The organism is Streptomyces sp. NPDC051105, assembly GCF_040682795.1.
GTDB lineage: Bacteria > Actinomycetota > Actinomycetes > Streptomycetales > Streptomycetaceae > Streptomyces.
Genome location: NZ_JBFBBR010000006.1, coordinates 202,315 through 221,646 on the forward strand (window position 1 = coordinate 202,315; position 19,332 = coordinate 221,646).

Annotated in this window: 18 protein-coding genes; 10 read left to right on the forward strand and 8 right to left on the reverse strand. The window is 67.5% G+C overall.

Annotated features, from left to right (window positions below):
• The first annotated feature begins 163 nt into the window (after positions 1-163).
• Together AB0N16_RS17285 and AB0N16_RS17290 are read left to right on the forward strand one after the other, a co-directional pair.
• Positions 164-622, forward strand: a complete 459-nt coding sequence (locus AB0N16_RS17285) for a MarR family transcriptional regulator (RefSeq protein WP_365797450.1) — start codon at positions 164-166, stop codon at positions 620-622.
• A 9-nt stretch (positions 623-631) separates the two neighbouring features.
• Entirely contained in the window at positions 632-1,084 is a 453-nt protein-coding gene (locus AB0N16_RS17290; protein ID WP_365797452.1) for a GNAT family N-acetyltransferase, read from the forward strand.
• A gap of 66 nt (positions 1,085-1,150) precedes the next feature.
• Here the strand turns inward: AB0N16_RS17290 and AB0N16_RS17295 are convergent, their stop codons facing one another.
• Entirely contained in the window at positions 1,151-2,536 is a 1,386-nt protein-coding gene (locus AB0N16_RS17295) for a serine hydrolase domain-containing protein (RefSeq protein WP_365797454.1), read from the reverse strand.
• A gap of 54 nt (positions 2,537-2,590) precedes the next feature.
• Positions 2,591-4,066 (reverse strand): replicative DNA helicase, encoded by a 1,476-nt coding sequence (dnaB, locus tag AB0N16_RS17300; protein ID WP_365797456.1) that lies wholly within the window; start codon positions 4,064-4,066, stop codon positions 2,591-2,593.
• 460 nt (positions 4,067-4,526) lie between these two features.
• Here dnaB and AB0N16_RS17305 point away from each other — a divergent pair, with 460 nt between their 5' ends.
• Complete coding sequence (locus tag AB0N16_RS17305) at positions 4,527-5,864, forward strand: MATE family efflux transporter (RefSeq protein ID WP_365797458.1); 1,338 nt, start codon at positions 4,527-4,529, stop codon at positions 5,862-5,864.
• Between the two features lie 165 nt (positions 5,865-6,029).
• Here the strand turns inward: AB0N16_RS17305 and rplI are convergent, their stop codons facing one another.
• From rplI to rpsF, 4 genes are all read right to left on the reverse strand, one after another.
• Entirely contained in the window at positions 6,030-6,476 is a 447-nt protein-coding gene (rplI, locus tag AB0N16_RS17310) for a 50S ribosomal protein L9 (RefSeq protein ID WP_351695817.1), read from the reverse strand.
• Between the two features lie 18 nt (positions 6,477-6,494).
• A complete protein-coding gene (gene rpsR / locus AB0N16_RS17315) occupies positions 6,495-6,731 on the reverse strand; it encodes a 30S ribosomal protein S18 (RefSeq protein WP_006381652.1) in 237 nt (78 codons plus the stop codon).
• 47 nt (positions 6,732-6,778) lie between these two features.
• On the reverse strand, positions 6,779-7,375 hold the full coding sequence (locus AB0N16_RS17320; protein WP_365797461.1) for a single-stranded DNA-binding protein: 597 nt from the start codon (positions 7,373-7,375) through the stop codon (positions 6,779-6,781).
• A gap of 74 nt (positions 7,376-7,449) precedes the next feature.
• Positions 7,450-7,740, reverse strand: coding sequence for a 30S ribosomal protein S6 (rpsF, locus tag AB0N16_RS17325; protein ID WP_005482942.1), 291 nt, complete (start codon positions 7,738-7,740; stop codon positions 7,450-7,452).
• Positions 7,741-8,006: 266 nt separating this feature from the next.
• Here rpsF and AB0N16_RS17330 point away from each other — a divergent pair, with 266 nt between their 5' ends.
• The 3 genes from AB0N16_RS17330 to AB0N16_RS17340 all read left to right on the forward strand — a co-directional run bounded on the left by AB0N16_RS17330 (position 8,007) and on the right by AB0N16_RS17340 (position 10,693).
• Complete coding sequence (locus tag AB0N16_RS17330; protein ID WP_351748180.1) at positions 8,007-8,309, forward strand: hypothetical protein; 303 nt, start codon at positions 8,007-8,009, stop codon at positions 8,307-8,309.
• A 164-nt stretch (positions 8,310-8,473) separates the two neighbouring features.
• Positions 8,474-9,595, forward strand: a complete 1,122-nt coding sequence (gene femX, locus AB0N16_RS17335) for a peptidoglycan bridge formation glycyltransferase FemX (protein ID WP_365797464.1) — start codon at positions 8,474-8,476, stop codon at positions 9,593-9,595.
• A 66-nt stretch (positions 9,596-9,661) separates the two neighbouring features.
• On the forward strand, positions 9,662-10,693 hold the full coding sequence (locus AB0N16_RS17340) for an alanine racemase (RefSeq protein WP_365797466.1): 1,032 nt from the start codon (positions 9,662-9,664) through the stop codon (positions 10,691-10,693).
• Positions 10,694-10,798: 105 nt separating this feature from the next.
• On the opposite strand, the gene AB0N16_RS17345 is transcribed toward AB0N16_RS17340, so the two are convergent.
• On the reverse strand, positions 10,799-12,298 hold the full coding sequence (locus AB0N16_RS17345) for a glycosyltransferase 87 family protein (RefSeq protein ID WP_365797468.1): 1,500 nt from the start codon (positions 12,296-12,298) through the stop codon (positions 10,799-10,801).
• Between the two features lie 168 nt (positions 12,299-12,466).
• Between AB0N16_RS17345 and AB0N16_RS17350 the strand changes: the two genes are divergently transcribed.
• Positions 12,467-12,901, forward strand: coding sequence for a hypothetical protein (locus AB0N16_RS17350; RefSeq protein WP_365797470.1), 435 nt, complete (start codon positions 12,467-12,469; stop codon positions 12,899-12,901).
• An 85-nt stretch (positions 12,902-12,986) separates the two neighbouring features.
• On the opposite strand, the gene AB0N16_RS17355 is transcribed toward AB0N16_RS17350, so the two are convergent.
• A complete protein-coding gene (locus tag AB0N16_RS17355; protein WP_365797472.1) occupies positions 12,987-15,167 on the reverse strand; it encodes a transglycosylase domain-containing protein in 2,181 nt (726 codons plus the stop codon).
• 828 nt (positions 15,168-15,995) lie between these two features.
• Between AB0N16_RS17355 and AB0N16_RS17360 the strand changes: the two genes are divergently transcribed.
• From AB0N16_RS17360 to AB0N16_RS17370, 3 genes are all read left to right on the forward strand, one after another.
• Positions 15,996-16,676, forward strand: a complete 681-nt coding sequence (locus tag AB0N16_RS17360; RefSeq protein ID WP_365797474.1) for a helix-turn-helix transcriptional regulator — start codon at positions 15,996-15,998, stop codon at positions 16,674-16,676.
• A gap of 43 nt (positions 16,677-16,719) precedes the next feature.
• The gene (locus AB0N16_RS17365; protein ID WP_365797476.1) at positions 16,720-17,802 is read left to right on the forward strand and encodes an inositol-3-phosphate synthase; all 1,083 of its coding nucleotides are present in this window, start codon (positions 16,720-16,722) and stop codon (positions 17,800-17,802) included.
• 118 nt (positions 17,803-17,920) lie between these two features.
• Positions 17,921-19,183, forward strand: a complete 1,263-nt coding sequence (locus tag AB0N16_RS17370; RefSeq protein WP_365797478.1) for an MFS transporter — start codon at positions 17,921-17,923, stop codon at positions 19,181-19,183.
• Positions 19,184-19,332: the final 149 nt, after the last annotated feature.

Consider the following 19,332-nt stretch of genomic DNA (forward strand, 5'->3'; position numbering starts at 1 on the left):
ATCAGGAGTTCGGCGTCCCGGGTAGTGAGCGGGCCGTCATCGGCACGACGCAGGTGACGGCCACGAAGCGCAATGGTTGCAGACGCTGACTATATGCAACCAAGGGATATTGCGGACCTGCTCTATCCTGGTTTCAGCCGCTCCGGGACGGAGGAACACGCCAATGACAGCGACGGACCCCGCGCTCACCGCCCTTGCCCAGGGCTGGTGCGCTCTCTCCCTGCTACACGGGAGGATCGAGGCGCACATCGAGCGAGCCCTCCAGGGAAACCACGACCTGAGCGTGCGCGAATACTCTCTGCTGGACGTCCTCAGCCGCCAGCACGACGGCGAAGGGGGCCATCTGCAGATGAAGCAGGTCGCCGACGCGGTCGTCCTCAGCCAGAGCGCCACCACCCGGCTGGTGACACGCCTAGAAGACCGGGGCCTCCTGGAGCGCTACCTCTGCCCGACCGACCGGCGCGGCATCTATACGAACGTCACCGAGGCGGGGCTGCGGCTGCTCGAAGAGGCTCGTCCCACCAATGACACCGCACTGCGCGAGGCCCTCGACGAGGCGGCCAGGAACGCGGAACTGGCTCCCCTGGTACGAGTCGTGGAGTCGCTCAACGTGCCCGCATAGGCTGCGGGCATGGGAGATCTAGACATACGTGCCGCGGTCGCCGACGACATCCCGGCCATCGTCGGCATGCTGGCCGACGACCCACTGGGCGCCCGGCGGGAATCACCGGACGATCTGGCGCCCTATCTGAGCGCCCTGGAGCGGCTCAGCGCCGACCCCAACCAGCAGCTGGTCGTCGCCGTACGCGAGGGCCGCGTGGTCGGCACACTCCAGCTCACGATCATCCCCGGGCTCTCGAGGCGCGGCGCCACGCGGTCGATCATCGAGGGCGTACGCATCCACGCCGACGAGCGCGGCGGCGGGCTGGGCACCCGGTTCATCGAGTGGGCGATCGAGGAATCCCGCCGTCAGGGCTGCCAGTTGGTGCAGCTGACCTCGGACGCGTCACGCACCGACGCCCACCGCTTCTACGAGCGGCTCGGTTTCACCGCCTCGCACGTCGGTTTCAAGCGTGAGATCTGACCGCCAGGCACCGACGGCATGGGCTCAAAGGGTGGTGTTTCACGTGAAACACCACCCCCGGCTCGTCTAACCAATCCCCCGCCACCCCTCGGGGTCCACCCCACCGGGGACGGGAGCCGTCTCCTCGTACGGCTGACGCGTGAACACGAACGAACCGAGGTCCAGGTGGCTCACGGTGCCGTCCGGACGACGTACGGGCCGTAGAGGCTCTCCGGCGTAGTAGCCCTCAAGGCCGGTCCAGGTGCCGTCACCGTGGGCCCGGAAACGCGCACGGCGGCCGGCGCCCGACAGCGGCCCGAGCGAGACCAGTCCGTCGGCCGTCACCCGCAGCGCGAAGGGGTGCGTACCCCAGTACCACTGGCCAGCCAATTCCAGAACAGACGGCTCGACCTGGGCCAGGGGCCGCCATGGCTCGGGAATGCGCGGTTCGGCCTCCGCGACGATACGGACGAGATCGGCGCCGACGGCGGACAGCAGCGGGCCTGAGGTGCAGTTCGCGAGCACCACGGCCGCCACATCGTCGTCCACGCTGATGGTGAGGTTGGCCAGGAAGCCGGGCAGCGAGCCGGAGTGCCCGATCAGCAGCCGGCCGTCGCGCCGCTGGATCTGGAGACCGAGGCCGTAGGTGGCGCCGTCCAGGACGTCGGCGGGCTCGGCGGGAGCCGCCGGGATGCGCATCTCCCGTACGGACTCCGCGCTCAGGACCCGTTCGTCGCCGGCCGCCAGGAACACGGCGAAGCGAGCCAGGTCGTCAGTGGTCGACCAGAGCTGTCCTGCCGGTGCCATCCGGCCGAGGTCCTCCAGCGGCTCCGGGAGCATCGCGTCGGCCCAAGGATGCACCGCCCACCCGCCCGCGTGCGGCGCCCGTGGCTGGGCGCTCGTGCGGTCGAGGCGCAACGGTTCGAGCACCTCCCGCCGGAGCACCTCCTCCCAGGGGGCACCGCGGAGCTCCTCGACCAGGGCGCCGAGCAGGGTGTAGCCGGGGTTGGAGTAGTGGTGTCGACGCCCGACAGGGTGCAGGAGGGGCTGCTCACCGAGAACATCACTGAGCTCCGGCCGCAGCGAGCCCGGGGTGCGCTCCCACCAGGGTGCGGGCGACTCGGCCGCCAAACCCCCTGTGTGCGCGAGCAGTTCGGCGATCGTCGCCTCCCCGGCGCCGGTGCCCGGCAGATGCTTCTCCAGTGGATCGCCGAGATCGAGCAGCCCTTCGTCGCGCAGCCGGAGCACCAGAACGGCCGTGAACGTCTTGGTGATCGATCCGATCCGGTACTGCACGTTCTCGTCTGGCTCGTGCCCGTCCACCGAGGTCCGCGCCCCGTGCCAGACGGCCCGCCCACCCCGCACGACCGCCGCCACCAGCGACGGCGCCCGCCCCTCGGCCTGGGCGACCGCGATCCGGTGCAACAGCGTCCGCCGGGTGGCGGGGAGCAGCTCTTCCTGAAATGTCGTCATGCACCCAGTCCACCCGGTGGGCGGACCTGCGTCGAGTTCATTTCGGTGGTCGGATCAGGTCTGTGCCATGTCCACGAAACGGGAGTAGTGGCCCTGGAAGGCCACGGTGATCGTCGCGGTCGGGCCGTTTCGGTGCTTGCCGACGATGATGTCCGCCTCGCCCGCGCGCGGTGACTCCTTCTCGTAGGCGTCCTCGCGGTGGAGCAGGATGACCATGTCGGCGTCCTGCTCGATGGAGCCGGACTCACGCAGGTCGGACACCATCGGCTTCTTGTCGGTGCGCTGCTCGGGACCACGGTTGAGCTGTGAGAGCGCGATCACCGGGACCTCCAGCTCCTTGGCGAGCAGCTTCAGGTTTCGGGACATGTCCGAGACCTCCTGCTGACGGCTCTCGGAGCGTTTGGACCCGGACTGCATCAGCTGCAGATAGTCGATGATCACGAGCTTGATGTCGTTGCGCTGCTTGAGCCGGCGGCACTTGGCACGGATCTCCATCATCGACAGGTTCGGGGAGTCGTCGATGTAGAGCGGTGCGGCCGAGACGTCCGGCATCCGGCGGGCGAGCCGGGTCCAGTCGTCGTCGGTCATCGTGCCGGAGCGCATGTGGTGCAGGGCGACCCGCGCCTCGGCGGACAGCAGACGCATCGCGATCTCGTTGCGGCCCATTTCGAGGGAGAAGATGACGCTGGGCAGGTTGTGCTTGATCGACGCGGCCCGGGCGAAGTCCAGAGCCAGAGTGGACTTACCCATGGCGGGACGCGCGGCGATGACGATCATCTGACCCGGGTGGAGGCCGTTGGTCAGCGAGTCCAGGTCTGTGAAGCCGGTGGGTACGCCGGTCATCTCGCCGGTACGCGAGCCGATCGCCTCGATCTCGTCGAGGGCGCCCTCCATGATGTCGCCGAGCGGCAGATAGTCCTCGCTGGTCCGCTGCTCGGTGACCGCGTAGATCTCCGCCTGGGCGCTGTTGACGATCTCGTCGATGTCGCCGTCGGCCGCGTATCCCATCTGCGTGATGCGGGTCCCGGCCTCGACAAGACGGCGCAGTACGGCCCGTTCGTGGACGATCTCCGCGTAGTACTCGGCGTTCGCCGCCGTCGGCACCGTCTGGACGAGGGTGTGCAGATAGGAGGCCCCGCCGACCTTGTTGATCTCGCCGCGCTTGGTGAGCTCGGCGGCGATGGTGATGGGGTCGGCCGGCTCGCCCTTGGCATAGACGTCGAGGATCGCCTGGTAGATCGTCTCGTGCGCGGGCTTGTAGAAGTCGTGGCCCTTGAGGATCTCCACGACATCGGCGATGGCGTCCTTGGACAGCAGCATGCCGCCGAGCACGGACTGTTCGGCATCCAGGTCCTGCGGGGGGACTCGCTCGAAGGTGGAACCTCCGCCGTCCCAGTCGCCGCTGTCCCGGCCCCGGTCGTGCCTGTCGTCCCGCCCTCGGCCGCCCTCACCGCGTCCACGGGAAGCGGGCAGACGATCGCTTGGACCGGCCTCGGCCCACGGATCGTCCAAGGGCTCGGAAATACTCACCGAGCCACCTCCTCCCGTCCGCCCGGCGGACCTCGCCGTGGCCCCATTTCTACGGCACGGCACTGACAAACCAAGTCGCCCCATTCCGGTTCTGGACGCGTCGGTTTTGTGAGGTTTCCGAGGCCATAAGGAGGAGTGGGCGCCGCACCACGGTAGGCCCGCGGGCACCGTCAGCCAATCTGGTTATCCACAGGCCATGTGGACGACGGCCCGTATGCTGTGGAGAACCTCCCAAAACCTGTGCACGACGCGGTGGACAGCCCTGTGAACAAGCCCTCGATCTCTCTCCGTCATCGGCTCTGACCTGCACCTTTCCCATCCACCGGCTGTGCAGAAGAAAAACTTCCCCAGTCGGATCAAGATCGCTTCGAACGGCGCGCGGCAGCGCGGGCCACGCAAGCCTCGGTAAGGGTCAGTGCGCAATTGCATCTCTTACCTGTGGACGATTAGATTAGTGCCCATGTCACAGGCTCCCGCGATCCCCGAAGCCACCCGACGGCGGCACGACCGAGAGATCGTCGCACTGGCCGTACCGGCCTTCGGCGCACTCGTCGCCGAGCCGCTTTTCGTCATGGCCGACAGCGCGATCGTCGGCCATCTCGGGACCGCACAACTCGCCGGCCTCGGCGTCGCCTCGGCCCTCCTCACCACCGCCGTGAGCGTCTTCGTCTTTCTCGCTTACGCCACCACGGCGGCCGTGGCCCGCCGGGTCGGCGCCGGCGATCTCCAGGCGGCCATCCGTCAGGGCATGGACGGCATCTGGCTGGCGCTGCTACTCGGTGCCGGCGTCATCGCCGTCGTCCTGCCTCTGGCACCCGGCATCGTGGATCTCTTCGGCGCTTCGGCCACCGCGGCGCCCTTCGCGACGACCTACCTCAGGATCTCCTCGCTGGGGATCCCGGCCATGCTGGTGGTGCTCGCCGCCACCGGCGTCCTGCGGGGCCTCCAGGACACCCGGACCCCGCTGTACGTCGCCGTCGCAGGCTTCGTCGCCAACGCCGGGCTGAACGCCGGGCTCGTCTACGGCGCCGGACTGGGCATCGCCGGCTCCGCCTGGGGCACCGTCATCGCCCAGTGCGGGATGGCGGCCGTCTATCTGACCGTCGTCGTCCGGGGAGCCCGCAGGCACGGGGCATCCCTTCGCCCCGACGTCGCCGGGATACGCGCTTCGGCACAGGCCGGCGTACCTCTCCTCGTCCGGACGCTCTCGCTCAGGGCCGTCCTCATGATCGCCACGGCCGTCGCGGCCCGGCTCGGCGACGGCGATATCGCGGCGCACCAGATCGTGTTGTCCCTGTGGAGCCTGCTGGCCTTCGCCCTGGACGCGATAGCGATCGCCGGGCAGGCCATCATCGGCCGCTATCTCGGTGCGGGCGACACTGCTGGCGCCCGTGAGGCCTGTCGACGCATGGTCCAGTGGGGCATCGCCACCGGGATCGTTCTGGGCCTGCTTGTGATGGCTGCCCGACCACTCTTCCTCCCGCTGTTCACCAGCGATCCGACCGTGAAGGACACCGCGCTGCCCGCACTGCTCATCGTGGCGCTCTCCCAGCCGATCTCTGGCGTGGTCTTCGTCCTCGACGGCGTTCTGATGGGGGCGGGAGACGGGCCCTATCTCGCCGGGGCCATGGTCGTGACCCTGGCCGTCTTCACACCGGTGGCCCTCCTGGTCCCCGTCTTCGGCGGCGGGCTCACGGCGCTCTGGGGAGCCATGACCCTGATGATGGCCACGCGCATGCTGACCCTCTGGCTGCGGACACGCTCGGGCCGCTGGATCGTGGCCGGTGCAACCCGCTGACGGCCGACCGGCACGGCCCATCGACTGTTTCACGTGAAACGTGAAACACCGCGAGCCGCCACGTTTCACGTGAAACACCCACCCGACCTCATCGTCGGCAAGCCAAAGGGGCCGCACCCTCACGGGTACGGCCCCTTTCAGCTACTGCTCAAACCGAGCGCAGCGTCAGGCCGCGACGACCTCGATGTTGACCTTGGCGGCAACCTCGGGGTGCAGACGCACGAACGTCTCGTGGGCACCCAGCGTCTTGATCGGCGCGCCCAGCTCGATGCGGCGCTTGTCGACCTCGGGGCCACCGGAAGCCTTGATCGCCGAGGCGACGTCGGCCGGGGTGACGGAACCGAAGAGACGACCGGCGTCGCCGGAGCGGACGGCCAGACGGACCTTGACACCCTCGAGCTGGGCCTTCACGGAGTTGGCCTGCTCGATGGTCTGGATCTCGTGGATCTTGCGAGCACGACGGATCTGCTCGACGTCCTTCTCGCCACCCTTGGTCCAGCGGATAGCGAACTTCCGCGGGATCAGGTAGTTGCGAGCGTAACCGTCCTTGACGTCGACGACGTCGCCGGCGGCACCGAGGCCAGAGACCTCGTGGGTGAGGATGATCTTCATGTGTCGGTCACCCTTCCCTTATCGCGCGGTGGACGTGTAGGGCAGCAGCGCCATCTCACGGCTGTTCTTGACGGCCGTGGCGACGTCACGCTGGTGCTGCGTGCAGTTGCCGGTCACGCGGCGGGCACGGATCTTGCCGCGGTCGGAAATGAACTTCCGCAGCATGTTCGTGTCCTTGTAGTCCACGTACTGGACCTTGTCCTTGCAGAACGCGCAGACCTTCTTCTTAGGCTTGCGCACAGGCGGCTTCGCCATGGTGTTTCTCCTGTGTGATCAAGAAGTGGGGATGCGAGCCATTGCCCTTAGAAGGGGGGCTCGTCCGAGTAGCCGCCGCCACCGCCGCTGCTGCTGCCGGAGCCGCCGCCCCAGCCGCCGCCACCCTGGTTGCCGCCGCCGGCGGCGGGAGCGCCGGAAGCCCAGGGGTCGTCGCTGGGAGCGCCGCCCTGCTGGCCGCCACCGGAGCCGCCGCCCCAGCTGCCGCCACCCTGGCCGCCACCGCCGCTGAAACCGCCCTGGCCACTGCGGCCGCCACCACCGGCGGTCTTGGTGACCTTGGCCGTGGCGTTCCGCAGGCTGGCGCCGACTTCCTCGACGTCCAGCTCGTAGACCGTGCGCTTGACGCCCTCACGGTCCTCGTAGGACCGCTGCTTCAGCCGGCCCTGCACGATGACGCGCATGCCTCGCTGAAGCGACTCGGCGACGTTCTCCGCCGCCTGACGCCAGACCGAGCAGGTCAGAAAGAGGCTTTCGCCGTCCTTCCACTCGTTCGTCTGGCGGTCGAAGGTGCGGGGAGTGGACGCGACGCGGAACTTCGCGACCGCCGCACCGGACGGGGTGAAGCGCAGCTCGGGGTCATCGACAAGATTGCCGACGACCGTGATGACGGTCTCGCCTGCCATGGGGGAACCTCTCGGCGGGTTTGCTGCTGGCTGCTTGCTGCTACTCGAAACCCGAGATCAGCTGAGCTGGGAGCTCAGTGGGTCTCGGGACGGAGGACCTTGGTCCGGAGGACCGACTCGTTCAGGTTCATCTGGCGGTCGAGCTCCTTCACGACCGCAGGCTCGGCCTGCAGGTCGATGACCGAGTAGATGCCCTCGGGCTTCTTCTTGATCTCGTACGAGAGACGACGACGGCCCCAGGTGTCGACCTTCTCCACCTTGCCGTTGCCCTCACGGACGACGGAGAGGAAGTTCTCGATCAGGGGGGCGACAGCGCGCTCCTCCAGATCGGGGTCGAGGATGACCATCACCTCGTAGTGACGCATGTGGAACCCACCTCCTTTGGACTCAGCGGCCACGGTCGTTCCGTGGCAGGAGGGTTGTGATGCGTGCGCAACGGTATCGGCCGCCACTGACATACGGGGGGCTTCCCTCGGGATCCCCGGCCGCGGGCCTGGGCAGACACCGGTGCAGAGGGTACAGACTACCCGCACACCTGCTTCCGGTTGAAATCCGACCGCCGGGGCCCTCAATCTGTACGCATCGGGTGTGTACGGCGCTACGATGCGCCGCCTTCCGCAGGAGGTGCCCTATGGCACAGGCATTGCGACCCAACACCGCCGGCTCCCTGTTCGCCACCGACGGCAAGACCCATCCGCTCCAGGACTCTCTGATGGCGGTCACACTGGCACTCGGGCTGATCGCCTTCATCACGTCGTTTTTCCACAGCCTGCACCTGCTCAGCTCGTGGACCGGTCTGATCGGCATCTTCACCGGCCTGTTCGGGCAGTGGGTCTCGATCACCACACGCGAGCGTTTCGGTCTGATCCTGGGTCTCGGTGCCGCGGGCATCGGCTTCTTCATCGGCATGGCGCACGGCGGCCTGTTCGGGTAGGCCTCCGGCACCTTGCGCACCACCGCCTACACCCCGGCCGCACCTGAGCCGGGGCGTAGGGGGTGTACGCCCAGTCGGGCCGCGGGCGAGGCGCAGTAGGCTTCGGCGCGAGAGCCGGAGCCCCTGTACCCATGGGGACACACCAGCCCGAGGAGCGCCCCGACATGAGCCTGACCCTGCGGACCATCAGCCGCGAACAGCATCTGGCCTACATCCAGAGCCTGCCGGCTGCCAGCCACATGCAGGTCCCGGCCTGGGCAGATGTGAAGGCGGAGTGGCGTTCGGAGAACCTCGGCTGGTTCGACGACCGCACCGGCGAGATGGTCGGCGCCGGCCTGGTGCTGTACCGCCAGCTGCCCAAGATCAAGCGCTACCTCGCGTACCTCCCCGAGGGCCCGGTCATCAACTGGTTCGCGCCGAATCTCGACGAGTGGATCCAGCCGATGCTGGCCCACCTCAAGCAGCAGGGCGCGTTCTCCGTGAAGATGGGCCCGCCGGTGATCATCCGGCGCTGGGAAGCCAACTCCATCAAGGCCGGCATCCAGGACCCGGACGTGAAGCGGCTGCGCGACATCGAGGCCGACTTCATCGAGCCGCGCGCCTTCGAGGTGGCGGACAAGCTGCGCCGGATGGGCTGGCAGCAGGGCGAGGACGGCGGCGCCGGCTTCGGTGACGTGCAGCCGCGCTACGTCTACCAGGTGCCGCTGGCGAACCGTTCCCTGGAAGACGTCCACAAGAACTTCAACCAGCTGTGGCGGCGCAACATCAAGAAGGCCGAGAAGGCCGGCGTCGAGGTCGTCCAGGGCGGCTACCAGGACCTGGCGGAGTGGCAGCGGCTGTACGAGATCACGGCCGTGCGCGACCACTTCCGGCCGCGCCCGCTGTCGTACTTCGAGCGCATGTGGACGGCGCTCAACACCGAGGACCCCAACCGGATGCGGCTGTACTTCGCCCGGCACAACGGGGTGAACCTGTCCGCGGCGACCATGCTGATCGTCGGCGGGCACGTCTGGTACTCCTACGGCGCCTCCGACAACATCGGCCGCGAGGTGCGCCCGTCCAACGCCATGCAGTGGCGGATGCTGCGCGACGCCTACGCGCTCGGCGCCACCGTCTACGACCTGCGCGGCATCTCGGACTCGCTGGACGAGACGGATCACCTCTTCGGTCTCATCCAGTTCAAGGTGGGCACCGGTGGCCAGGCAGCCGAATACCTCGGCGAGTGGGACTTCCCGCTGAACAAGCTGCTCCACAAGGCGCTCGACATCTACATGTCGCGCCGCTGACGTCACGCTCCGTGCTTCTATAGCCCTGACACACCCCAGCCATCCAGAAAGGTTCCAGGTCCGGCCATGGCGCTCACGCTCTACGTCGACACCGCGCGCTGGCGGGCGCACCACAAGCACGTGCAGGAGCAGTTCCCGGGCCTCGTCCCGGTCTGCAAGGGCAACGGCTACGGCTTCGGGCACGAACGCCTGGCGGAGGAGGCCACGCGTCTGGGCTCGGACATCCTCGCGGTCGGTACGACGTATGAAGCCGCGCGTATCAAGGACTGGTTCGGCGGCGATCTGCTGGTGCTGACGCCGTACCGGCGCGGCGAGGAGCCCGTGCCGCTGCCCGACCGGGTGATCCGCTCGGTGTCGTCGATCGACGGCGTGTACGGCCTGGTGGGCGCGCGCGTGGTCATCGAGGTGATGTCCACCATGAAGCGGCACGGCATCAGCGAGCAGGACCTGCCGCAGTTGCACTCCGCCATAGAGAACATCCGCCTGGAGGGCTTCGCCATCCATCTGCCGCTGGACCGTACCGACGGCTCGGATGCCGTCGAGGAGGTCATCGGCTGGATGGACCGGCTGCGCGCGGCCCGGCTGCCGCTGCACACGATGTTCGTCAGCCACCTCAAGGCCGACGAACTCGCCCGGCTGCAGCAGCAGTTCCCGCAGACCCGGTTCCGGGCCCGGATCGGCACCCGGCTGTGGCTGGGGGACCACGACGCCACCGAGTACCGCGGCGCGGTCCTGGACGTCACCCGCGTCGCCAAGGGCGACCGGTTCGGCTACCGGCAGCAGAAGGCGGCGTCGGACGGCTATCTGGTGGTCGTGGCGGGCGGTACGTCGCACGGGGTGGGCCTGGAGGCCCCGAAGGCCCTGCACGGCGTCATGCCGCGCGCCAAGGGCGTCGCACGGGCCGGCCTGGCCACGGTGAACCGGAACCTTTCGCCGTTCGTCTGGGGCGGCAAGCAGCGCTGGTTCGCGGAGCCGCCGCACATGCAGGTGTCGATCCTGTTCGTGCCGACCGACGCTCCGGAGCCGCACGTGGGTGAGGAACTGGTGGCCCATCTGCGGCACACCACCACCCAGTTCGACCGCATCGTGGACCGCTGACGGGTTCTCAGAACAGCGAAGGGGGCCGCACACGGAGTTCCGTGTGCGGCCCCCTTCCTTCGGTCCGGGGTGTTCGCCCAGACGCCCAGCGCCCGGGCTGTTCGCTCAGAGCGAACTGTCCTCGGAGGAGCGGCTTCCCCATTCCACCTGCGGCCCCTCGAACTGGGCGGCATGACGCGGGGGACGGACGGCCGCGCCGAGCACGAAGACGTCCTTCGCGCCGTCCAGCACGCCGCCCGAGGGGTCGTCGTCCCCGGAGCGGCGCACCACGTCCCGCTCGGGCATGAGGATGTCGCGTACGACCATCGCACAGAGGTAGAGCGTGCCGAGCAGGTGCACGGCGATGGCCCAGTGGTAGCCGTGGGTCGGCAGGCCCTTGTGGGCGTCGCCGCTGGTCGTGTACGCGAGGTACATCCAGATCCCCAGGAAGTACGCCACCTCGCACGCCTGCCAGATCAGGAAGTCCCGCCACTTGGGCCGGGCCAGCACGGCAAGCGGCACCAGCCACAGGACGTACTGCGGGGAATAGACCTTGTTGGTGAGGATGAAGGCCGCCACCACCAGGAAGGCCAGCTGAGCGAAGCGCGGCCGGCGCGGGGCGGTGAGGGCCAGGGCGCCGATGCCCAGGAAGCAGAGCACCACCAGGGCCATCGCCGCGTTGTTCACGAAGCCGGTGCTGGGCGGGGTGGTCGTGTTCTGCGCCCAAATCAGCCAGAAGGAGCCGAAGTCGACGCCCCGTTCCTGGCTGAAGGTGTAGAACTTCGACCAGCCGTCGAAGGCGAAGATCATCACCGGCAGGTTCACGACGAGCCAGGCGACGACGGCACCGCCCGCCCCGACGAAGAACTCCCGCCATTTGCCCGCACGCCAGCACAGCAGGAGCAGCGGCCCCAGCAGGAACACGGGGTACAGCTTGGCGGCCGTAGCAAGCCCCAGAAGGACACCGAAGGCAAGGGGACGGCTCCGGGACCACATCAGCATCGCCGCGGCCGTCAGGGCGACCGCCAGGAGGTCCCAGTTGATGGTGGCGGTCAGCGCGAAGGCGGGCGCCAGGGCGACCAGCAGGCCGTCCCAGGGGCGCCGGCGGTGCGTACGGACCACACACACCGCGATGACGGCGGCGCAGATCATCAGCATGCCGGCGTTGACGAACCAGTACACCTGCTCCTGGAGCTGGATGCTGCCGCTGCTCGGCGTGAGCCACGCGGCCACCTCCATGAACACACCGGTCAGCACCGGGTATTCGAGGTAGTCCATGTCACCGGGGAGCTTGTCGAAGTACGGCACCAGACCGTCGGCAAAGCCTCGCCCCTGGTAGAGGTGCGGAATGTCCGAGTAGCAGGCGTGGGTGTACTGGGAACTCGCGCCGAAGAACCAGCCGCCGTCATAGCAGGGCGCCTTCTGGATCAGGCCCAGGGCGAACATGCCGATCGCCACGAGGACCACGACCCGTAGTGGCGTCCACCAGGTCGTCCCGAGCAGCGCACGCCGCCCGATCGGGCCACCGATCAGCTCACTACCGGCTGCGGCGACGGGATCTTCCCGGGTCGGTCGCACCGGCTCCGGCTCGCGCACGCCCGCGGGCGTCGTCTCTGCACTGGGCATGGGGGACATCCTGCCGTATGTACCTGAGGACGACACACCGCCAGGGAATGCACCTGTTATTTTGGATTAATACACCCTAATTATGAAGATTATTAATCTTGCTGCGGTGACTTTCCCAGACCTAAGGTCGCCCCCAGGTCCAAGGCGCATCAAAACCTGGGGGAAAAAATGAAGAAAGCGGCGAGGTTCGGCCTGGTTGCTCTTAGTTCCGCCCTGCTCGTGGGTTTTGCGGCCACTCCGTCGCAAGCGCTCGTGGTGCACACCGCGAGCTGTTCCGCAACCGGCTCCAGTGGATCTCTCATCACTACGGGATGGGACTACAACGACAGGAGCATCCCTAATCTCTCCCTGACGCTGAAGGACACCCTCGCCGACGGGCACCACACACAGATCCGGCTGGTGGTGCAGTACCCGGATTCGGTCGGCTATTTCCCGTGGCACTACGACTACGACGGCGCGGGCACCACCCTGCAGTTCAACTCTTACGTCTCCTCGGGTGGCACCATCACCGATGCCGGAGTTCAGGTGGGCACCTACGAGGGCTCCACGCAGAAGAGTGTCTGCACGAAATGGGTTTCCGGATCCACGCAAGACCCCAGCTAGTAAGTCCTTGCACTGAGGCCGGTACACACAGAGGCCGGTGTTCGTCGCCTTTGAAAGGCGACGAACACCGGCCTCTGCCATTCAGTCAGCCCGTCGACCCGCCGAAGAGGTTTCCGCCACCGTTGGCATTGCCTCTGGTGTCTCCTTCACCGGTCGTCTCCGTAGCCGTCGGCGAGGACGTCGTGCCTCCGGTGCTGCCCGAGTCGGTGCCACCATCGCTGGCGCAGTTCCAGGCGAACTGGCAGCTCTCGCTCGCGCTGGGCGACGGCGAGGTGGCCGTCTCGCTGGGCGTGGCGCTCGGCGTCTCGCTGGGCGTCTCGCTCGGCGTGATGCTGGGCGTCGGAGTCGGGGAAGGCGCCCCCGCCTCGTCGGCGATCTCACCGATCTTGGTGGCCTCCGGGAAGCCGGGGTCGTTCTTGCCCTTCAGAGCGGCCTTCATGTACTCGGTCCACACCGAGGTCGGGATGTCACCGCCGTGGATGGACGGCACGCCGGCGGTGCCGTTCATGGAGAGCAGTTCGGCGTCCTTCGGGTTCTCGCGGAACATCGCGACCGACGTCGCCAGCTGCTGGGTGTAGCCGACGAACCAGGCCGACTTGTTGCTGTCGGTGGTACCGGTCTTGCCCGCCGCCGTACGGCCCAGAGCCTTGGCGTTCTGACCCGTACCGTTCTGGATGACGTTCTGCAGTACGTCGGTGACGTTGTTCGCGACGTTGGCGGACATGGCCCTGCTCGACTTCGGCTTGTCGAAGCCGCCCAGCTCCTGTCCGTCCTGCTTGACCTCGGTCACGGAATACGGATCCACGTGTTTACCGGACGCCGCGAAGGTCGCATAGGCATCGGCCATGCGAATGGCGCTGGGGGTGGAGGTACCGATGGCGAACGACGGGTTCAGACCCTGCAACATGCTGTCGGTCAGAATTCCAGACGCATGGGCCATGTCACGCACATGTGTGAGTCCCACGTCCACACCCAGTTGAACGAACGGGGTATTGATGGACTGCTCCATCGCCTTGCGCAGGGAGATGTACCCCCAGGCGTGGTCACTCTCGTTCCTCTGGCGGAAGATCGAGTTGTCCTTGTTCAGGTAGTACGTGCCGTCCGGCCGCTGCACCTTCAGATTGTCGTTGCCGTTGTACTTGCTCAACGGCGAGACCCCCTCGGGGGAGGTCTTGTACGTCCCGTACTCCATGGCCGCGGCCAGGACGAACGGCTTCCACGTCGAACCGACGGGGACACCGGAGGTGTCGGCGTTGTTGGTGAAGTGGTTGTTCTCGTAGCCGGCGCCGCCGTACAGGGCGACGATCGCCCCGTCATTGGGCACCACCGACGCCGCGCCGAACTGGACGTACTTGTCCTTCTCGCGGTTCTTCGGGTCCAGACGCTCCTTCTGGACCTTCTGCACGGCCGCGGTCAGCGAGTTGACCTTGTCCTTCTGGAAGGTCGTGTAGATCTGGTAGCCGCCCTGGTCGAACCGCGCCTCGGTGATGTCGGAGTGCGAGAGCACGTACTTCTTGGCCGTGTCGGCGAGGTAGCTGATCTGGCCGGTCATCCCCTTGGTCGCCTTGCGGCCCTGGGGCAAGGGGTACTTCTTGATCGCATCCTGGTACTGGGCATCGGTGAGGTGCTTGTCTTTGTGCATCTCCTCGAGGATCCAGGCCCAGCGGTCGTGGGAGCGCTTGTAGTTGGCTTCCTTGCTGGCCGCGGTATCGATGTCCGGGTTGCCCGCCGGGTCGTAGTACGTGGCGCCCTTGAGGAGGGCTGCCAGGACCGCGCACTGACTCGGCGTGAGGTCCTTCGCGTCCACGCCGTAGTAGGTCTGGGCGGCGGCCTGGATGCCGTACGCCCCACGGCCGAAGTACGAGGTGTTCAGGTAGCCCTGGAGGATCTCCGGCTTGGTGAACTTGGTACCCACCTTGACGGAGATGAACATCTCCTTGAACTTGCGTGTGAGCGTCTGGTCCTGGCTGAGGTAGGTGTTCTTGACGAACTGCTGGGTGATCGTCGAACCACCCTGCGTCTCACCGCCCTGGGCCATGTTGACGAGAGCACGGGCGATGCCCTTGAAGTCGACACCGGGGTCCGAGTAGAAGCTCTTGTTCTCCGCCGAGATCACCGAGTACTGCATCGCCTCGGGGATCTCGGCGATGCCGACGTTCTGCCGGTTGACGCCGGTGCCCGTCGCGACCATCTGTTTGCCGTCGGCCCAGTAGTAGACGTTGTTCTGGGACTTGGCCGCGGTGTTCTCGTCCGGGACGCCCACCATGGCGTATCCGACGCCGACCAGCGCCACCAGGCTGCCGAAGAAGGTGATGCAGAGCCCGGAGACGAGCTTCCAGGAGGGGACCCAGCGGCGCCAGCCGAACCTGTTCGCCCTGGGGTAGTCGATGATGCGCTTCTTGCCGGGCGCCGTGGACGCCCGGCCTCTGCCACGCCCGGGCCCGGCAGGGCCACCCGGACCGCGGCTCGCGTTGTCGGCCGCTCTGCGGCGGCTTCCCGTGTTTCTCTGCGCCGCCCGGCGTGCCTCGGCACGGCTTCCGTACGGACGCTCTTCGCCTTCCGAGCTCTGAGAGTCCGACCCATAGGAACTGGACCCATAGGAGTCGGAAGGAGACCCGGTGGCGCCTCGCGGTGCCGCACGGCGGCCGGAGGACGGGCCGGACTGGCCGCGTCGGGCCGCGGCACGTCCGCCTCCCTGCGGCTGCTGCGGTTTGCGACGGTGCTCGCTCATCGAACGATTACTCCTCGGGCAGGCGCACCCGTGCGCGCCTGGAAACGGCGGCTGGTTTCCGGTCCCCCCGAAGTACGGATGTGGTCGGTCCTGCATTCACCCGTACTGCACCGGGGACAGGGACGCCCCCCAGGCGTCACTTGGTTCCCGGTGGTGTGCATGCCGCACAGACTACGCACCACCAAAACCCGCCGAGCCCCGAAGTTCACCCCAAATCAGGCAAGTTGCCTCCTACGAATCGGTGATGTGATCCCGTTCACCGTCGCTCCTCTTGTCGCGCCGGGATCGCCGATCTATCGTCGGGATGTATCGAGCCGATACATCAGAGCGAGATAAGCGCGTCAGAGACGAGAGGAGGCGACCATGAGCCGACGGTCCGGCATCCTTGAGTTCGCCGTGCTCGGCCTGCTCCGCGAATCCCCGATGCACGGCTATGAGCTGCGGAAACGGCTCAACACCTCGCTGGGCGTCTTCCGGGCGTTCAGCTACGGGACGCTCTATCCCTGCCTCAAGACGCTGGTCACCAACGGCTGGTTGATCGAGGAACCGGGGAACACCACCGAGGACCCCCTCGCCGCACCGCTCTCCGGCCGCCGCGCCAAGATCGTCTACCGGTTGACGGCCGAAGGTAAGGAGCATTTCGAGGAGCTCCTCTCCCAGACCGGCCCCGACGCGTACGAGGACGAGCACTTCGCGGCACGGTTCGCCTTCTTCGGGCAGACCTCGCGCGATGTACGGATGCGCGTACTGGAGGGCCGTCGCAGCCGGCTGGAGGAGCGCCTGGAGAAGATGCGCTCCTCGCTGGCACGCACCCGGGAGCGCCTCGACGACTACACGCTTGAGCTCCAGCGCCACGGGATGGAGTCCGTGGAGCGCGAAGTGCGCTGGCTGAACGAGCTCATCGAGAGCGAGCGGGCCGGGCGGGACACGAAGAGTCCCGCTTCCGGAGGGTCCGCTCAGCAGAACACCACCAATGGAGCGCCGGGCAACCTGCCCCGGTCCGGGGAGACCCGGCCGGATTTGCCCGACGACACCACCACGTGAGACCCGATCAGGGCCTCACTCGTACACACAGGGAGCAACCGGAATGGGTTCGGTTCGCGTAGCCATCGTCGGCGTGGGCAACTGTGCCGCGTCGCTGGTCCAGGGAGTCGAGTACTACAAGGACGCCGATCCGGCGTCCAAGGTCCCCGGCCTGATGCATGTCCAGTTCGGCGACTACCACGTCAAGGACGTCGAGTTCGTCGCCGCGTTCGACGTGGACGCCAAGAAGGTCGGTCTCGACCTGGCGGACGCCATCGGCGCATCCGAGAACAACACCATCAAGATCTGTGACGTGCCGAACACCGGCGTGACCGTCCAGCGCGGACACACCCTCGACGGCCTCGGCAAGTACTACCGCGAGACCATCGAGGAGTCCGAGGCCGAGCCGGTCGACATCGTCCAGATCCTCAAGGACAGGCAGGTCGACGTTCTCGTCTGCTACCTGCCCGTCGGCTCCGAGGACGCGGCGAAGTTCTACGCCCAGTGCGCCATCGACGCCAAGGTCGCCTTCGTCAACGCCCTCCCGGTCTTCATCGCCGGCACCAAGGAGTGGGCGGACAAGTTCACCGAGGCCGGCGTCCCGATCGTCGGTGACGACATCAAGTCGCAGGTCGGCGCCACCATCACGCACCGCGTCATGGCGAAGCTGTTCGAGGACCGGGGCGTCGTCCTGGACCGCACGATGCAGCTGAACGTCGGCGGCAACATGGACTTCAAGAACATGCTCGAGCGCGAGCGCCTGGAGTCCAAGAAGATCTCCAAGACGCAGGCCGTCACCTCCCAGATCCCCGACCGGGACCTCGGCGAGAAGAACGTCCACATCGGCCCGTCCGACTACGTGCAGTGGCTGGACGACCGCAAGTGGGCCTACGTCCGCCTGGAGGGCCGTGCCTTCGGTGACGTCCCGCTGAACCTGGAGTACAAGCTCGAGGTCTGGGACTCCCCGAACTCCGCGGGTGTCATCATCGACGCCCTGCGTGCCGCGAAGATCGCCAAGGACCGCGGTATCGGCGGCCCGATCCTCTCCGCGTCGAGCTACTTCATGAAGTCCCCGCCGGTCCAGTACTTCGACGACGAGGCCCGCGAGAACGTGGAGAAGTTCATCCGCGGCGACGTCGAGCGGTAACTCGGCACCACACCGAACATCGACGTCCGCCGCTCGCAAAAAAACGCTCCTGCCAGGGCTGTGAGAGTCCCCGGGTCCCCCGACCCGGGGACTCTCCCCGTGTGTGAGGCTGTGCCCCATGCCCGTCGTCCGCGACCTGCGTGTCCTGCTGCGCCTGCGGGACTTCCGCCGCCTGCTCACCGTCCGTCTGCTCTCCCAGGGTGCCGACGGCGTCTACCAGGTCGCGCTCGCCGCCTACGTCGTCTTCTCCCCGGAGAAGCAGACCTCACCAGGCGCGATCGCCTCGGCCATGGCGGTCCTGCTCCTCCCGTACTCCCTCGTGGGCCCCTTCGCCGGCGTCCTGCTGGACCGCTGGCGCCGCCGCCAGGTCTTCCTCTACGGCAATCTGCTGCGTGCGCTGCTGGCCGCGGTCACCGCCGTCCTGATAGCCGGCCATGTCCCCGACTGGCTCTTCTACGTCTCCGCCCTGTGCGTCACGGCCGTCAACCGCTTCGTCCTTTCGGGGCTGTCCGCCGCCCTCCCACGCGTGGTCGCCCCCGAACGTCTGGTGCTGGCCAACTCCCTGTCCCCGACCGCAGGAACCCTCGCCGCGACCGCCGGCGGAGGGCTCGCCTTCGCCGTGCGGCTGCTGGCATCCGATTCCGACGCGGCGGTCGTGCTGCTGGGCGCTGCGTTGTACCTGTCCGCGGCCCTCACCTCGCTGACCATGGCCCCCGGCCTCCTCGGCCCCGAACGGCATCCGGCTCAGCCGAGCCTGGGAACGGCTGTGATCACCACCGCGCGCGATCTCCTGGAGGCGATACGGCACCTCGCCGCACCGCGGCGCCGCGAGGCGGTCTGGGCACTGCTCTCCATGACGGTGATGCGCTTCTGCTACGGCGCCCTGCTCGTCCTGGTACTGATGCTGTGCCGCTACGCCCTCTCCTCCGACCCCGACGACGGGCTCGGGCTGCTGGGGCTGGCGTTGGGAATATCCGGCGCGGGCTTCTTCGCGGCAGCCGTGGTGACGCCATGGGCCGCGGGGCGGCTCGGTCCCGGGCGATGGATCGTCGTGTGCGCCGCGTCCGCCGCCGTACTGGAGCCCGCTCTGGGTCTCCCGTTCACGACAGCCCCCATGCTCGTCGCCGCCTTCGTCCTGGGGCTGATCACCCAGGGCGCGAAGATCGCCACCGACACCATCGTCCAGTCGTCCGTCGACGACGGCTTCCGCGGCCGGATCTTCTCCGTGTACGACGTACTCTTCAACGTCGCCTTCGTGGGGGCGGCCGGCGTCGCAGCCCTCATGCTCCCACCGGACGGCCGCTCCGCGACCCTCGTCATCGCCGTCGCCTTCATCTACGCGGCGGTTGCAGCGGCCATGGCTCGCTTCGAACGCCGCTGAGGGGCGCGGCAGAGTCATGGATCCCCTCCGGCAACGACAGCGACCCTGACCTCGGAGGGGAAGAGCAGCGACGAGGGGCGATGTTTCACGTGAAAGCCACAGGTCGGCCGGGAGGGGTTCGCCGCCGGCCATGATGCGCAGCGGTGAGG

Coding starts and splice junctions, on each gene's coding strand:
- AB0N16_RS17345 (WP_365797468.1), bottom strand. CDS start 12,298: ATGCCCAGTGCAGAGACGACGCCCGCGGGCGTGCGCGAGCCGGAGCCG.
- rpsR (WP_006381652.1), bottom strand. CDS start 6,731: ATGGCGAAGCCGCCTGTGCGCAAGCCTAAGAAGAAGGTCTGCGCGTTC.
- femX (WP_365797464.1), top strand. CDS start 8,474: ATGAGCCTGACCCTGCGGACCATCAGCCGCGAACAGCATCTGGCCTAC.
- AB0N16_RS17290 (WP_365797452.1), top strand. CDS start 632: ATGGGAGATCTAGACATACGTGCCGCGGTCGCCGACGACATCCCGGCC.
- AB0N16_RS17355 (WP_365797472.1), bottom strand. CDS start 15,167: ATGGTGGGCGTCCCGGACGAGAACACCGCGGCCAAGTCCCAGAACAAC.
- AB0N16_RS17330 (WP_351748180.1), top strand. CDS start 8,007: ATGGCACAGGCATTGCGACCCAACACCGCCGGCTCCCTGTTCGCCACC.
- rpsF (WP_005482942.1), bottom strand. CDS start 7,740: ATGCGTCACTACGAGGTGATGGTCATCCTCGACCCCGATCTGGAGGAG.
- AB0N16_RS17340 (WP_365797466.1), top strand. CDS start 9,662: ATGGCGCTCACGCTCTACGTCGACACCGCGCGCTGGCGGGCGCACCAC.
- AB0N16_RS17295 (WP_365797454.1), bottom strand. CDS start 2,536: ATGACGACATTTCAGGAAGAGCTGCTCCCCGCCACCCGGCGGACGCTG.
- AB0N16_RS17370 (WP_365797478.1), top strand. CDS start 17,921: ATGCCCGTCGTCCGCGACCTGCGTGTCCTGCTGCGCCTGCGGGACTTC.
- AB0N16_RS17365 (WP_365797476.1), top strand. CDS start 16,720: ATGGGTTCGGTTCGCGTAGCCATCGTCGGCGTGGGCAACTGTGCCGCG.
- rplI (WP_351695817.1), bottom strand. CDS start 6,476: ATGAAGATCATCCTCACCCACGAGGTCTCTGGCCTCGGTGCCGCCGGC.
- AB0N16_RS17350 (WP_365797470.1), top strand. CDS start 12,467: ATGAAGAAAGCGGCGAGGTTCGGCCTGGTTGCTCTTAGTTCCGCCCTG.
- AB0N16_RS17320 (WP_365797461.1), bottom strand. CDS start 7,375: ATGGCAGGCGAGACCGTCATCACGGTCGTCGGCAATCTTGTCGATGAC.
- AB0N16_RS17285 (WP_365797450.1), top strand. CDS start 164: ATGACAGCGACGGACCCCGCGCTCACCGCCCTTGCCCAGGGCTGGTGC.
- AB0N16_RS17360 (WP_365797474.1), top strand. CDS start 15,996: ATGAGCCGACGGTCCGGCATCCTTGAGTTCGCCGTGCTCGGCCTGCTC.
- AB0N16_RS17305 (WP_365797458.1), top strand. CDS start 4,527: ATGTCACAGGCTCCCGCGATCCCCGAAGCCACCCGACGGCGGCACGAC.